Annotated in this window: 13 protein-coding genes and 2 tRNA genes; all 15 read left to right on the top strand. The window is 42.8% G+C overall.

The window, feature by feature from the left end; genetic code table 11:
• Positions 1-44 precede the first annotated feature (44 nt).
• The 15 genes from folP (at position 45) to BI198_RS14570 (ending at position 14,888) form a co-directional block, all read left to right on the top strand.
• The gene (gene folP / locus BI198_RS14640; protein ID WP_070050216.1) at positions 45-878 is read left to right on the top strand and encodes a dihydropteroate synthase; all 834 of its coding nucleotides are present in this window, start codon (positions 45-47) and stop codon (positions 876-878) included.
• Positions 879-881: 3 nt separating this feature from the next.
• Complete coding sequence (glmM, locus tag BI198_RS14635; RefSeq protein WP_070050215.1) at positions 882-2,216, top strand: phosphoglucosamine mutase; 1,335 nt, start codon at positions 882-884, stop codon at positions 2,214-2,216.
• Positions 2,217-2,311: 95 nt separating this feature from the next.
• Positions 2,312-3,055, top strand: a complete 744-nt coding sequence (gene tpiA, locus BI198_RS14630) for a triose-phosphate isomerase (RefSeq protein WP_070050214.1) — start codon at positions 2,312-2,314, stop codon at positions 3,053-3,055.
• A gap of 2 nt (positions 3,056-3,057) precedes the next feature.
• Positions 3,058-3,390: a preprotein translocase subunit SecG gene (gene secG, locus BI198_RS14625; protein ID WP_070050213.1), complete on the top strand. Its 333-nt coding sequence runs from the start codon at positions 3,058-3,060 to the stop codon at positions 3,388-3,390.
• Between the two features lie 13 nt (positions 3,391-3,403).
• Positions 3,404-3,488 (top strand) — tRNA-Leu (locus tag BI198_RS14620).
• Between the two features lie 73 nt (positions 3,489-3,561).
• Positions 3,562-3,638 (top strand) — tRNA-Met (locus BI198_RS14615).
• A 281-nt stretch (positions 3,639-3,919) separates the two neighbouring features.
• Positions 3,920-4,375, top strand: a complete 456-nt coding sequence (gene rimP / locus BI198_RS14610; protein WP_070050212.1) for a ribosome maturation factor RimP — start codon at positions 3,920-3,922, stop codon at positions 4,373-4,375.
• 29 nt (positions 4,376-4,404) lie between these two features.
• A complete protein-coding gene (nusA, locus tag BI198_RS14605) occupies positions 4,405-5,901 on the top strand; it encodes a transcription termination factor NusA (RefSeq protein ID WP_070050211.1) in 1,497 nt (498 codons plus the stop codon).
• A gap of 24 nt (positions 5,902-5,925) precedes the next feature.
• Complete coding sequence (gene infB, locus BI198_RS14600) at positions 5,926-8,604, top strand: translation initiation factor IF-2 (RefSeq protein WP_070050210.1); 2,679 nt, start codon at positions 5,926-5,928, stop codon at positions 8,602-8,604.
• A gap of 74 nt (positions 8,605-8,678) precedes the next feature.
• Positions 8,679-9,182, top strand: coding sequence for a 30S ribosome-binding factor RbfA (gene rbfA, locus BI198_RS14595; RefSeq protein WP_074467425.1), 504 nt, complete (start codon positions 8,679-8,681; stop codon positions 9,180-9,182).
• Complete coding sequence (gene truB, locus BI198_RS14590; protein WP_070050209.1) at positions 9,182-10,105, top strand: tRNA pseudouridine(55) synthase TruB; 924 nt, start codon at positions 9,182-9,184, stop codon at positions 10,103-10,105. The genes rbfA and truB overlap by 1 nt, the downstream gene beginning before the upstream one ends.
• A gap of 110 nt (positions 10,106-10,215) precedes the next feature.
• Complete coding sequence (gene rpsO, locus BI198_RS14585) at positions 10,216-10,485, top strand: 30S ribosomal protein S15 (RefSeq protein ID WP_070050208.1); 270 nt, start codon at positions 10,216-10,218, stop codon at positions 10,483-10,485.
• 189 nt (positions 10,486-10,674) lie between these two features.
• A complete protein-coding gene (pnp, locus tag BI198_RS14580; protein ID WP_070050207.1) occupies positions 10,675-12,804 on the top strand; it encodes a polyribonucleotide nucleotidyltransferase in 2,130 nt (709 codons plus the stop codon).
• 4 nt (positions 12,805-12,808) lie between these two features.
• Positions 12,809-13,693 (top strand): lipoprotein NlpI, encoded by an 885-nt coding sequence (nlpI, locus tag BI198_RS14575; RefSeq protein WP_070050206.1) that lies wholly within the window; start codon positions 12,809-12,811, stop codon positions 13,691-13,693.
• Positions 13,680-14,888, top strand: coding sequence for a hypothetical protein (locus tag BI198_RS14570; RefSeq protein ID WP_070050205.1), 1,209 nt, complete (start codon positions 13,680-13,682; stop codon positions 14,886-14,888). The genes nlpI and BI198_RS14570 overlap by 14 nt, the downstream gene beginning before the upstream one ends.
• The last annotated feature ends 4 nt before the right edge of the window (positions 14,889-14,892 follow it).

Genomic DNA, 14,892 nt, shown 5'->3' with positions numbered 1-14,892 from the left:
GATTTTTTGCGTGTGCTTTTTGCCGTTAACGTATCGGAGTCGATATGATTTTACAGTTACCTAGACAACGACAGCTCAATTTAGATCGACCTGTGGTTATGGGTATTTTAAATCTTACCCCAGATTCATTTTCAGATGGTGGCAACTACACCAACTTAGATGCGGCGTTGCGCCAAACAGAACAAATGTTAATTGATGGTGCCAGCATTATTGATATTGGTGGCGAGTCCACTCGCCCAGGTGCGGTTGATGTTTCATTAACTGAAGAATTAGCGCGAGTGATACCGGTTATTAAGGCAATACGGCAGCGTTTTGACTGTGTTATTTCAATTGATAGCAGTAAAGCAGTTGTAATGTCAGAAGCGGTTCAGGCAGGGGCTGATATTATTAATGACATTAGAGCCTTACAAGAACCTGGTGCTTTGGAAGTTGCTGTTGCATGCCAAGTGCCTGTATGCCTGATGCATATGCAAGGCGCCCCGCGTACTATGCAACATCAGCCAAGTTATCAAGATGTGGTGCAAGACGTAAAACAGTTTTTGCAGCAACGCGCCGAGCAATGTATCGCGGCTGGCATACTGGCAGAAAATATTATTCTTGACCCCGGTTTCGGTTTTGGTAAAAGTGTCGCACATAATTATCAGTTGTTAACCCAACTAACAGAATTTATCGATATGAACATGCCAGTATTGGCAGGCATGTCACGAAAATCAATGATTGGTGAATTATTAAATGTGCCTGCTGCAGAGCGGATGATTGGCAGTGTCGCTTGTGCCACTATTGCCGCTATGGCTGGCGCTCAAATAATTCGAGTACATGACGTTAAAGAAACTGTACAAGCAGTGCGGATCGCAGCTGCAGTACGGCATGGAGCATAATAAATGAGCAGAAAATATTTTGGTACTGATGGCGTGCGCGGTAAAGTCGGTGAGTTTCCGATAACCCCTGAATTTGCCATGAAACTAGGCTGGGCAGCCGGTCGAGTATTATCAGAGCGTGGTACCCGTAAAGTATTAATTGGTAAAGATACCCGGATCTCTGGTTATTTACTAGAAACCGCTATGGTAGCTGGATTAATAGCGGCAGGTATTAATGTGCGTTTACTTGGTCCTATGCCAACACCGGCAGTAGCCTATTTAACCCGAACCTTTCGGGCTGAAGCGGGTATTGTTATCAGTGCTTCACATAATCCTTATTATGATAATGGTATAAAGTTTTTTTCTGCTGATGGCACTAAATTAGCCGATGAAGTTGAGTTGGCAATTGAGGAAGAGTTAGAGAAACCAATGATTTGCGAGCCATCTGAAAAGCTTGGTAAAGCGATGCGGATTGACGATGCTGCGGGTCGTTATATTGAATTTTGTAAAAGCCACTTACCTAATCATTTATCATTAAGTGGCATGAAAATTGTTATCGATTGTGCTAATGGTGCTACGTACCACATTGCCCCAGCTGTGTTTAAAGAATTAGGTGCCGAAGTCGTTATTATTGCTGCAGCACCAGATGGCATAAACATTAACCACGAATGTGGCGCAACTCATACTGCTTTATTGCAGAAAACCGTTTTAGATAGCCAAGCCGATTTAGGTATCGCTTATGACGGTGACGGCGACAGAGTGATGATGGTTGATCATACTGGCAATGTGCTAGATGGTGACGAAATTGTTTATATCATTGCTCGAGCTGCAAAAAACCAAGGTAAATTACAAGGGGGTGTTGTTGGCACCTTAATGAGTAATTTAGGCTTGGAGTTAGCCCTTAAAGAATTAGAGATCCCCTTTGTGCGCAGTAAAGTAGGCGACCGTCATGTTATGGAATTATTGCGTGAACATAACTGGCGTATTGGCGGTGAAAACTCAGGTCATGTTTTAAACTTAGACTATACCTGTACTGGCGATGGCATTATTGCCTCGTTACAAGTACTAAATGCCATGATTGAGGCTAATTTATCTTTAGCCGAATTTAGCCAAGGCATGAAAAAAATGCCCCAAGTATTGGTAAATGTTAAATTTGAAAAAGGTACAGCTCCACTAGAAAATCATCACGTCAAAGAAGTGATTGCTACTGTTGAAGCGAAATTAAATGGCGCTGGGCGGGTGTTAATTCGTAAAAGTGGCACTGAACCGTTAATACGGGTGATGGTGGAAGGTGAAGATGAAGCCGTGGTGCGCGCTTTTGCAGAGCAGATTGCCGATGCGGTAAAAATCGCCAGCTAACTCCAGCATTTTAGTTTAACTAGATGTTAGGTCTTGAATGTATTGGGCGCCTTGGTTAACATCGCGCCCGTAAATGATAAAGGTTAGGAAACGGTATGAAAGTTCAACATCGGCTACTGGTAGCTAACTGGAAAATGAATGGTTCAGTTGCATTAGTTCAGACTATGAATGAAACATTAGCGGATATAAGCTTATCTGCGGTAGATGTTGTTATTTGTCCACCTTTAACCTTACTGCATCACTTTACTGTACAAGGTAATGTCCAGCTTGGTGCCCAGAATATTAGCCAACATAACGCAGGTGCTTACACTGGCGAAATAAGTGCTGACCTGTTGTTAGAAGCGGCAGTAACTTATGTTATTATCGGCCATTCTGAGCGCCGTACGCTTAACCTTGAAACCGATGAGCAGATTGCGGCTAAAGTAAAAGTCGCCGTGCAGGCTGGTTTAATTCCCATCTTGTGTATTGGTGAAACGTTACAGCAGCGGCAACAAGAAAAAACCGAGCAGGTTATTGCACGCCAACTTGATGCAGTGTATGCTTCGCAGCCCGAATTGCTAGCAAAATCAGTAATTGCCTATGAGCCAATCTGGGCGATAGGGACAGGTGAGTCAGCGTCACCGGAACAAGCACAAGCTACACATGCTTTTATCCGTGACCATTTGGCAAAGCTTGATAAAGAAGCAGCATCAAATATAAAGTTATTATACGGTGGCAGCGTAAATGGCGACAATTGTTCAGCCTTGTTTGCCCAGCCAGATATAAACGGCGCATTAGTTGGTGGTGCTAGCCTTAAAGCAGCAGAGTTTGCGCAAATTTGCAGTAGTGCACAGGAATAAGCATGTACGAAATTTTAATTGTAGTGTATTTATTAGTTGCCATTAGCTTAATAGGATTAGTATTAATCCAGCATGGTAAAGGCGCCGATATGGGCGCAGCTTTTGGTGCAGGTGCATCAGCAACCGTATTCGGTTCGTCTGGTACCGGTAATTTTTTAACCAAAACAACTACTTTGTTGGCTACCGTGTTTTTTGTTGTCAGTATTATTTTAGGTAATTATAGTACTGGTCAAACTAAACAAGCTGATGAATGGCAAGATTTATCTGTACCAGTTACAGAGCAAGTAGACGCAGTAAAACAAGAACCTGTTAGCGATATCCCTGTAGGAAGTTAAGCAGCTTATTTTTGCCGAGGTGGTGAAATTGGTAGACACGCTATCTTGAGGGGGTAGTGTCTTAGGACGTGCGGGTTCAAGTCCCGCTCTCGGCACCATTAAATGCTTACTTTACGCAGGCAAAGCTTGCGATAAAAAGCGCAGCGCTATATAATGATTACCTATTACGGACGCGGGATGGAGCAGTCTGGTAGCTCGTCGGGCTCATAACCCGAAGGTCGTTGGTTCAAATCCAGCTCCCGCAACCAAATTAGTTTGTAGTAAGGTTATATAGAACGCCCTCGGGCTCCTCTTTATAACCGAAGAGCGAAGGTCGTAAATCCGACTGCCGCAACCAAATTTTTGACAATAAGCATTGGCGATATGTTTGTTGATTGGATGCCTCTTCGCCCCGCTAGCTCGGGGCGTTTTCGTATCTGCAGACTGTGTTTTAGTAAGTAATGGGCTGTAGGCCCTTTTTTATTTGTGTAAACAGTACTGGCGAATGGTTGCCAAATTAGGTTGCACAAATTGTGTTTTGGAGGTCTTTTTGACTAGGCAAGAACAAAAACTGACTGAATTGCTTCGCCCAACAGTTGAAGCAAATGGCTTTGAGTTATTAGGCTTAGAGGTTGTGCAAGCTGGCCGTCATTCGACATTACGTATATATCTTGATCATGCAGATGGCGTTAACGTTGAAGACTGTGCGTTAGTAAGCCGTGAAGTAAGTGCAATATTAGATGTTGAAGATCCCATACAAGCAGAATATTTGTTGGAAGTATCGTCACCAGGTTTAGATCGTCCATTATTTATCCCAGCGCACTATGCTGCGGTACTAGGACAAAAAATTGAAGTTAAATTAGCGATCCCACAAGATGGCAGACGCAAATTTAAAGGCATGCTAACAGCTATTGAAGACGATATGTTGATAGTGGAAGTAGATGGCAAACCCTATCGTTTGCTGATGGATAATATTGATAAAGCAAACGTGGTACCTGTTTTTTAAGATACCGGGGCAAATCGAGGCAACAAACAATGGCAAAAGAAATATTATTAGTTGTTGATGCAGTTTCAAACGAAAAATCAGTGCCAAGAGAGAAAATCTTTCAAGCACTAGAGTTTGCATTAGCAGCGGCAACTAAAAAGAAAAATGGTGGCGATATTGAAGCACGCGTCAATATCGATCGCAAAACGGGATCTTACGAAACTTTCCGTCGTTGGCTAATTGTTGCCGATGATGAAGTGCAAGAAAACCCGTACCGCGAAATCACGCTATCAGCAGCCCAATATGATGACGAGTCATTAAATATTGGTGATTATGTTGAAGAACAAATAGATTCAATTCAGTTTGACCGCATCACTACACAGATGGCAAAGCAAGTTATCGTACAAAAAGTACGTGAAGCAGAGCGTTCACAAGTTGTTGAAGCTTATATCGACCAAGTAGGCGAGCTCGTCACCGGTGTAGTTAAAAAAGTTAACCGCGATAGCATAATTGTCGATTTAGGTAATAACGCAGAAGCCATGTTAGGCCGTGACGAAATGTTACCGCGTGAAACTTATCGTCCAGGCGATCGGTTACGTGCATTATTATTTGAAGTTAAGCCTGAAGCACGTGGTGCCCAGTTATTTTTAAGCCGTTCACGTCCAGAAATGCTGTTAGAGTTATTCCGCATTGAAGTGCCAGAGATTGGTGAAGAGATGATTGAGCTTCGTGGTGCTGCACGTGATCCTGGTGCTAGAGCGAAAATCTCGGTGAAAAGTAATGACCGCCGTATCGATCCTGTTGGTGCTTGTGTTGGTATGCGTGGTTCACGCGTACAAGCAGTTTCTAATGAATTAGCCGGTGAGCGCGTAGATATTGTATTATATGACGATAATGATGCTCAATATGTCATTAATGCTATGGCACCTGCTGAAGTGGCGTCTATCGTGGTAAACGAAGATACCCACTCTATGGATATCGCTGTTCAAGACGATAACTTAGCCATGGCAATTGGTCGTAATGGCCAAAACGTGCGTTTAGCTAGCCAATTAACAGGCTGGGAATTAAACGTTATGTCGTTAAGCGACATGAACAAGAAACATCAAGAAGAAAGCAGCAAAACTCGCCAAATCTTTATGGAATTTTTAGATATTGATGAAGATTTTGCTGACGTGCTTATCGATGAAGGTTTCTCTTCATTAGAAGAAGTAGCATACGTGCCAATTTCTGAATTACTAAGCATTGACGGTTTTGATGAAGACATCGTAGATGTTCTGCGTACTAGAGCTAAAGCGGTATTAACCACTCGCGCCCTAGCTAGCGAAGAATCACTAGAAAGTGCTAAGCCTACAGAAGCGTTATTAGCGCTTGAAGGTTTAGATACTCATACTGCCTATACACTGGCAAGTAAAAAAATAATCACGTTAGACGACCTAGCTGAGCTAGGTGTAGATGATTTACTGGATATAGCGCCAATGTCGGAACAACAAGCCGCCGACTTAATTATGGCAGCCCGTAATATCGTCTGGTTTAGCGAAGAACAATAGTAGTCAACGGAGGTAACAACACAAATGGCAGAAGTCACTATAGAAAAGCTAGCCACGGATGTCGGTACTACTGTTGATCGGTTAGTACTACAATTCGCTGAAGCGGGCATTACAAAAACCGCTGGCCAAATGGTTAATGAAGATGAGAAAAAATCACTTTTAGATCATTTAAGTGCGCAACATGGTGGACGTACGGCTGAGCCGTCACGTTTAACTTTACAGCGTAAAGAAAAATCAACGTTAAGTGTCGCTAGCGGTGGCGGACGTAATCGTGAGATCACGGTTGAAGTTCGTAAGCAACGCACTTATGTTAAAAAACCACAAATTGATGAAGCTGAAGTAAAAGCCCAAGAAGAAGCACGTATTGCTGAGCAACAAGCGCAAGCTGAAGCTGACAAAGCCCGTGCAGAAGCTGAACGTGCAGTAAAAGAAGCTGCAGCAGCAAAAGCTAAAGAAGAAGCTGATCGTAAGGCCGCGGAAGCAAAACGTCGCGAAGATACAAAACAGGCCCAATTATTGAAAGATGACCCTGAAGAAGCCGCGCGTCGCGCAGCTAAAGAGCAAGCACGTAAAGAAGCCGATCGTATTCGTCAGCAACAAGAAGCTGAATCTTTACGTAAGTTAGAAGAAGATGCTAAAAAACAAGCTGAAGCAGCCCGTAAATTGGCTGAAGAAAACGGTGAGCGTTGGGCAGCAGAAGCTAAAAAGCCGGTTGAGAATAATGACTACCACTTAACCAGTAATGAATTTGCTAAAGAAGCTGAAGACGAAGTAGACGCTAAAGAAGAGCGTGCAGGTCGTCGTGGTGCGGGTAAAAAAGCGCCACCGAAAAATAAAAAGAAAGATGATGCTAACGATAGAGAAGCCTTTAATCGTGCCAATCGTCATTCTAAGAAAAAGAAAACGCCAACCAGTATGCAGCATGGTTTTAATAAACCAGCACAACCAGTTGAACGTGAAGTGAAGATTGGTGAAACTATCTCTGTTGCAGAATTAGCCGCTAAAATGGCAGTAAAAGCATCAGAAGTAATTAAAGTGATGATGAAAATGGGTGCTATGGCAACCATTAACCAAGTTATCGATCAAGAAACTGCTTCAATCGTTTGTGAAGAAATGGGTCATAAATTTACCCTGACTAAAGAAAACGAACTTGAAGAAGCGGTAATGTCGGTTCGCGAAGGCGAAGGTAAACTTGAGCCAAGAGCACCGGTTGTTACGGTTATGGGCCACGTTGACCATGGTAAAACTTCATTACTAGATTGTATCCGTAAAGCTAAAGTTGCTTCAGGCGAAGCCGGTGGTATTACTCAGCATATTGGTGCTTACCATGTAGAGACTGAACGCGGAGTTGTTACCTTCCTTGATACACCAGGTCACGCCGCATTTACTTCTATGCGTGCGCGTGGTGCAAAATCAACGGATATCGTAATCTTAGTTGTGGCAGCAGACGATGGTGTAATGCCACAAACCAAAGAAGCAATCCAGCATGCTAAAGCTGCGGGTGTGCCAATTGTAGTTGCGGTAAACAAAATTGATAAGCCAGAAGCCGATCCAGATCGGGTACGTAACGAACTATCTCAATATGATGTTATTTCAGAAGAGTGGGGCGGTGATACGCAGTTCGTACAAGTTTCTGCAAAAGCCGGCTTAGGTATTGATGACTTACTTGAAGCGGTACTTAACCAATCTGAATTATTAGAATTAACGGCAGTTCGTGACGGTATGGCTCGCGGTGTTGTTATTGAATCACGCTTAGATAAAGGCCGTGGTCCAGTAGCATCAATCTTGGTGCAGCACGGTACGTTAAAGCAAGGCGAAATCGTCCTGTGTGGTTTTGAATACGGTCGTGTTCGTGCCATGCGCGATGAAAATGGTAAAGAAGTTAAATCAGCGGGTCCGTCTATTCCTGTAGAGATCCTTGGTTTATCAGGCGTACCACAAGCGGGTGATGAAGTAACTGTTGTTAAAGACGAGCGTAAAGCCCGTGAAGTTGCTCTATATCGTCAAGGTAAGTTCCGCGATATTAAATTGGCGCGTCAGCAAAAAGCTAAACTTGAAAACATGTTTGCTAACATGACTGAAGGTGATGTTTCTGAACTAAACATCGTGCTTAAAGCGGATGTTCAAGGTTCAGTAGAAGCGATTATCGAATCGTTGATGAAGCTATCAACTGATGAAGTAAAAGTGAGAATCATCGGTAGTGGCGTTGGCGGTATTACTGAAACTGACGTAACCCTTGCTGCGGCATCGTCTGCAATCGTAATTGGCTTTAACGTTCGTGCTGATGGTACTGCGCGTAAGCTAATTGAAGATGAAGGCCTAGACTTACGTTATTATGGCATCATCTATGAGTTGCTAGATGAAGTACGTGCAGCCATGACGGGTATGTTAGCACCAGAATTTAAACAGCAAATTATTGGTTTAGCTCAGGTTCGTGATGTATTCCGTTCACCTAAATTTGGTGCAGTTGCTGGTTGTATGGTGACTGAGGGTGTCATTAAACGTCAAGCGCCTATTCGTGTACTACGTGATAACGTGGTTATATTTGAAGGTGAGTTAGAATCGTTACGTCGCTTTAAAGATGACGTTAACGAAGTTCGAAATGGTTATGAATGTGGTATCGGTGTTAAAAACTACAACGATGTCCGTGAAGGCGACCAAATCGAAGTATTTGAAGTTATTCAGGTTGAACGTACCCTGTAACTTGCGTTTAGTTGCTAAAAACAGGGGCCATTCGGCCCCTGTTTTGTCTCAATAATCGTTTAGGACAATAAATTATGAGTAAAGAATTCTCTCGCGTTGACCGACTTTCCCAGCAGATGAAAAAAGAAATGGCTGTGATTTTACAACGTGAAATAAAAGATCCCCGTTTGCACAGCATGATCACCGTATCTGATGTTGAAGTATCTCGTGACTTATCGCATGCAAAAGTATTTGTAACTTTTCTTGGCTTAGAACAAGAATTGGTAGCGGATAACTTAAAACTGTTAAATGACGCTTCGGGCTTTGTTCGTAAGTTAATTGGTAAGCGGATCCAATCACGCATTGTGCCAAATATTCGCTTTTCTCATGATGCGTCGTTAAACGAAGGTATTCGCATGGCTACGTTAGTGGCTGATGCTCGTCGTGATGATGATCGTCGCCGTTTAGATTCTGGCCAAGAGTTAGATGAAGTTGAAGCTGTCGACTCAGATGATGTTACAGATACTGATATCAGTACTTATGCCACTAATGATAGCGACACAGATACCAATACAGATAGTGAAGAGTCGAAAAACTAATGGCTCGTCGTAATGCGCGTGCGGTTAATGGCATTTTGCTCTTAGATAAGCCGCTTGATATCAGCAGTAATGGTATTTTGCAGCGGGTACGTTGGTTATTTCAGGCCAAAAAAGCTGGCCATACTGGCGCTTTAGATCCTCTCGCATCAGGTTTGTTGCCACTATGTTTTGGCGAGGCGACTAAGTTTAGCCAGTTTTTGTTAGATACCGATAAAACCTATCAGGTTAAAGCAAAGTTTGGCATTCGTACTAGTACCAGTGATAGTGAGGGTGAAGTCATTAGTGACAAGCCTGTGCAGCATGATCAAGCGATGTTAGAGCAAGCCATGCAAGCCTTTCGCGGTGATATTCTGCAAATTCCTACCATGTTTTCGGCGTTAAAGTATCAAGGTCAACCTTTATACCGTTACGCCAGACAAGGCATTACAGTGCCAAGAGAAGCGCGGCCAATCACGATTTATCGGTTTGAATTAATTGATTTTACGCCGCAAGAAGCTAGTTTTATTGTCCATTGCAGTAAAGGTACTTATATTCGCACCTTAATTGATGACTTAGGCGAAGCATTAGGCTGTGGTGCCCATGTCTCAGCTTTACATCGAACCCAAGTTGGCCCATTCGATATTAGCCAAGCGCAGACAGTGCCATTTATAGAGGAAAACACTTTACCCTGTCATGATAGTAAAGATTTCTCTGTAGTTGATGCCTTACTACTGCCTATGGATGCGGGTATAGTAGAATTGCCTAGTCTAACTGTTACGGCTGCTGAGCAGCAGCAATTACAGTATGGTCAAAGCTATGCCACCGCTTTAACCGATATTGCAGCGATTAAACTGTATAGCCAAAACCATGAATTTATAGGTATTGGCCAAGTTAATGCTGGAGTGTTAAGCTCTCGTCGGCTATTGAATACGGCTATAGAGTAAAAAACATTGTAAAAGCTGTTGCAACTGGTAAAATGCCGCGGTTAATTATTGTCTGCTGAATGAGTGATCGGCGACAAGTTATTTTAATTCACTCACATTTGGAGTTATCTATGTCATTAAATGCTGCAGAAAAAGCAAAAGTTGTTGCAGACTACGCAACTAAAGAAGGCGATACTGGTTCACCTGAAGTACAGGTTGCTTTATTAACTGCAACTATCACCCATTTGCAAGGCCACTTTGCTGAACATAAACACGATCACCATTCACGTCGTGGCTTGTTACGCATGGTAAGTCAGCGTCGTAAATTATTGGATTACTTAAAAGGTAAAAACCAAGAGCGCTACGCGACATTAATCAAACGCTTAGGCTTACGCCGTTAATAAGTAGTTTGCATAAAAAAGGGGCTTTTAGCCCCTTTTTTATGCGTAAAAATTAGTTTTTATCATAATGTGTCAATAAGTTTAGTTTTAATGGAACTATCTTTTAATATTGGTTACAGAGTATACTAGTAACGAAATAAACGAAAAATAAGACATCGCAATTAGGCGATTAAGCAAAGGAAACAAAACGTGACTCCAATCGTAAAATCATTCCCATTCGGCCAACATACATTTACTTTAGAAACCGGCGTAATTGCCCGCCAAGCTGATGCTGCAGTGCTTGCCAGTATGGGTGATACCTCTGTACTTGTAACGGTTGTTGGTAGAAAAGAACCTAAGCCTGGTCAAAATTTCTTCCCGCTTACGGTGAATTATCAAGAAAAAATGTATGCTGCTGGTCGTATTCCAGGTGGTTTCTTTAAACGTGAAGGTCGTCCATCTGAAGGTGAAACCTTAACTGCGCGTTTAATTGACCGCCCATTGCGTCCATTATTCCCTGAAGGTTTTCTTAATGAAGTACAAATCGTTGCAACTGTAGTATCAGTGCAACCAGAAATTCAGCCAGATATCGTTGCATTAATCGGCGCTTCAGCAGCGTTAGCGATTTCAGGCTTACCATTTGCAGGTCCAGTCGGCGCAGCCCGTGTTGGTTATATCAATGATCAATATGTGATTAACCCTTCAGAAGAAGAGTTAGTAAGCAGCAAACTAGATTTAATTGTTGCTGGTACTTCTAGTGCAGTATTAATGGTTGAATCAGAAGCTAACGTATTATCTGAAGATGTTATGTTAGGCGCGGTAGTGTATGGCCACGAGCAAATGCAAGTTGCCATTAATTGCATCAAAGAATTAGCCGCAGATGCTGCTAAACCAGCTTGGAATTGGCAGCCACCTGCTAAAAACCAGCCATTAATTGCTAAAGTTGCTGAGTTAGCCAGTGCTGACATTGGTGATGCATACCTTATTACAGAAAAAGCTAAACGCTATGAGCGTATTGGTGAAATTAAAGCCGCGCTATTAGAGAAATTGACTGCAGAGTTAGCAGCAGACGACAGCATAAACGGCCAAGAGTTTTCAGATATTTTTCATGCTTTAGAAAGCCAAGTTGTTCGTACTCGCATTACTAAAGGTGAGCCACGCATCGATGGCCGTGACCCAGAAATGGTTCGTGGTTTAAGTGTAATGACTGGCGTGTTACCACGTACTCATGGTTCATCATTATTTACCCGTGGTGAAACGCAAGCGTTAGTAACGGCTACTTTAGGTACTGCACGTGATGCACAAACAGTTGACGATTTATTAAGTGCTAAAACTGATACCTTTATGTTGCATTATAACTTCCCTCCGTACAGCGTGGGTGAAACGGGCATGATCGGTTCACCTAAGCGTCGTGAAATTGGTCACGGTCGTTTAGCTAAGCGCGGTATGCAAGCAGTAATGCCTGAATTTAATGATTTCCCATATACTATCCGCGTTGTATCTGAAATTACAGAATCAAACGGCTCTAGCTCTATGGCGTCAGTTTGTGGTGCATCTTTAGCATTAATGGATGCAGGTGTACCAATCAAAGCTTCAGTAGCGGGTATCGCTATGGGCTTAGTCAAAGAAGGCGAAGATTTTGTTGTGCTGTCTGATATCTTAGGTGATGAAGATCACTTAGGCGATATGGACTTTAAAGTGGCGGGTACTACTGAAGGTATTACTGCCCTGCAAATGGACATTAAGATTGATGGTATTACCCAAGAAATTATGCAAATTGCGTTAAAACAAGCAAAAGCAGCGCGCTTACATATTCTAAACGTAATGGACCAAGCTATCAGTGGTCACCGTGATGAAATGTCTGAATATGCACCGCGTATTTACACTATGAAGATTAACCCTGAAAAAATTCGTGAAGTTATCGGTAAAGGCGGCGCTGTTATTCGTCAAATTACTGAAGAGTCAGGCTGTACAATTGAACTTGAAGATGATGGCAGCATAAAAATTGCCGCGACTACCGCTAAAGCAGCTCAAATTGCTATTGATAAAATCAATGCTATTACGGCTGAAATTGAAGTGGGTACTATCTACGAAGGTGAAGTTGTTCGTATCGTTGATTTCGGCGCCTTTGTTAACGTATTACCTGGCAAAGACGGCTTAGTGCATATTTCACAAATTTCTGATGAGCGTGTTAACAACGTATCTGAGCATTTAACGGTTGGCCAAAAAATTAAAGTTAAAGTGCTAGAAGTTGATAAGCAAGGCCGTGTTCGTTTAAGTATTAAAGAAGCGAGCGAGAAACCAGCTGCAGACACTGCAAATGCTGAAGATAAAGCTTAATAGCATGACTAGCCAGTTAGCGCCGTTGGCGCTGCTGGCCGCTTTGCTTGGCGGTTGTGCACAGACTCAAACTGAGCCGCAAGGCTGGTTAATCCCAGAGCCACTGGCGGTTTCATACCGTACAGAGCTTGCTATAGCGCGACTCACTGAAATATTACACCGAGCAGAATTAACAGAAGAGCAAATAGCTCAGCTGTATTATGATCGTGGTGTGATGTATGACAGTGTCGGTTTGCGCTCATTAGCGCGCTTAGATTTTTTACGCGCTTTGCGTTTAAAGCCTGATTTAGCGGATGCTTATAATTTTGTTGGTATTCACCATACTGTTAACGGTGAATATAACCAAGCCTATGAAGCCTTTGATTCTGCATTAGAACTGGCACCAGAGCATGAGTATGCCTACTTAAATCGTGGTATTGCGTTATATTATGCCGGTAAAAGTGAGCTTGCTATCAGTGACTTTGAAACCTTTTTACAACTTAAATCCGATGATGCTTATCGGATGTTGTGGTTATATTTAGCCCAATCAGCAGTCTCAATTGAACAAGCCAGCGTAGCGTTACAACAGCAAGCTTTACAACTTGATGCAGCTAATTGGTCAACAAATTTAGTGGCGTTCTTTAATGGCCAAATCACAGAAGCAGAGTTACTCAATACTGTTGCTGAAGATTTAGTATCAGAGCGGATGCTAGCTGAACGCTTGTGCGAAGTGTATTTTTATCTTGCAAAGTGGCATCACAGCCAACAACGCGATGAGCAAGCACTAAGCTATTATAAGCAAGTGTTAGCAACCAACGTGTTTGAATTTGTTGAACATCGCTATGCCAGAGTAGAAATATCTCGACTGCGCGGTGATCCTGAACAAGCTGAATATGATGGCGAGTTTTAACTTAGCCAAGCTGATATTATCTAAAAAAAGCCAGTTTACTGGCTTTTTTGTCTTTTTGCTGTTGCTAGGCTGTCAGCCTACCGACAACAGCAGCAGTAATGACAATCATTTAATGCAACAAGCTCAGACTGATGCAAGTGCAGCCAATACATTAGCGGCAAAGCGATTAGCCAGTAATGAGTTAGTGGCCGCTTTAAAGTGGTTGCAACAGGCTGCTAGGTTAGGTGATGTCGCGGCTTTAGCCCATGCACTGCAGCTTCAGCAGCGCTTAGAAGGTAAATTAGCCACAGCGCATTGGTTAGCACAGTCTGTAGCCACAAAACAGCTTAAACTGAGTTCGGTAAGCGAACTTCAGCAGCAGCAATTAGGTTTCTGGTCTGAACCAAGTGTTGTTACAAACCCCAGTGTACTAACTGTAGCTGGCTATACCAGCCCTAATGGCTGTGCAGTTACTATTCAGCCAGTAGCCACTCAATTGGCCGGTGTCCAGCAGTGGCGGCTATTACAGCAACAATGGCAACAGCACCCGCAGTTATCACAGCTAGCGGTATGCTATTCTGCTTTGAAGCATGTTAATAGCACCGAATTAAACTGCAGCGAACAAGTTGCTACCCGTATTTCTTGTCAATACCAAGCGTTAGAACCTTTGGTCGCAAAGGCTGATATTAGCCAAGTTGTAATAATAGCTGGTCGCGGTAAAGCCAGTTATAACAACGGTATTATTCAACTACCAGACAATGCGTCTTTAGCCTTATTCCAGCATGAATTTTTCCATTTACTGGGTTTTATTGATGAATATAAATTAGCTGTTAGCAGCGCAGAGCAAGTCTGTCATGCCGAGCTAATCCACCCTAATATTGTGTTAAATAATCAAGTTGAATATTATCTACAGCATTGGCAGCTAAAGGGGAGTGAACTTGAATTAACAGCGGTTGAGAGTTGTAATGCAGTCGGGATTCAAGCTTATAGAATAGTAGCAGCAATCAATCCAATGCAATTTTATGAAGCCAAGATGCCCGCGGTGTATTTACAGCTAGCGCGCAAAGTGTTGCAACAACCTGAGCAGATTATGCCAGTACAATATTACTTTGCTTACCTTGCACGGCAACAGCAAGATTGGCCGTTATGGCAACAGTTTATGCAACAAGCCTCAAAGCGCGGCTATGCGGATGCCCAGCAGGCTTTAAGTTTATAGCTTA

The sequence above is a fragment of the Rheinheimera salexigens genome (assembly GCF_001752395.1).
Classification (GTDB): Bacteria; Pseudomonadota; Gammaproteobacteria; order Enterobacterales; family Alteromonadaceae; genus Alishewanella; species Alishewanella salexigens.
This window is presented reverse-complemented; position numbering and strand designations above follow the sequence as displayed.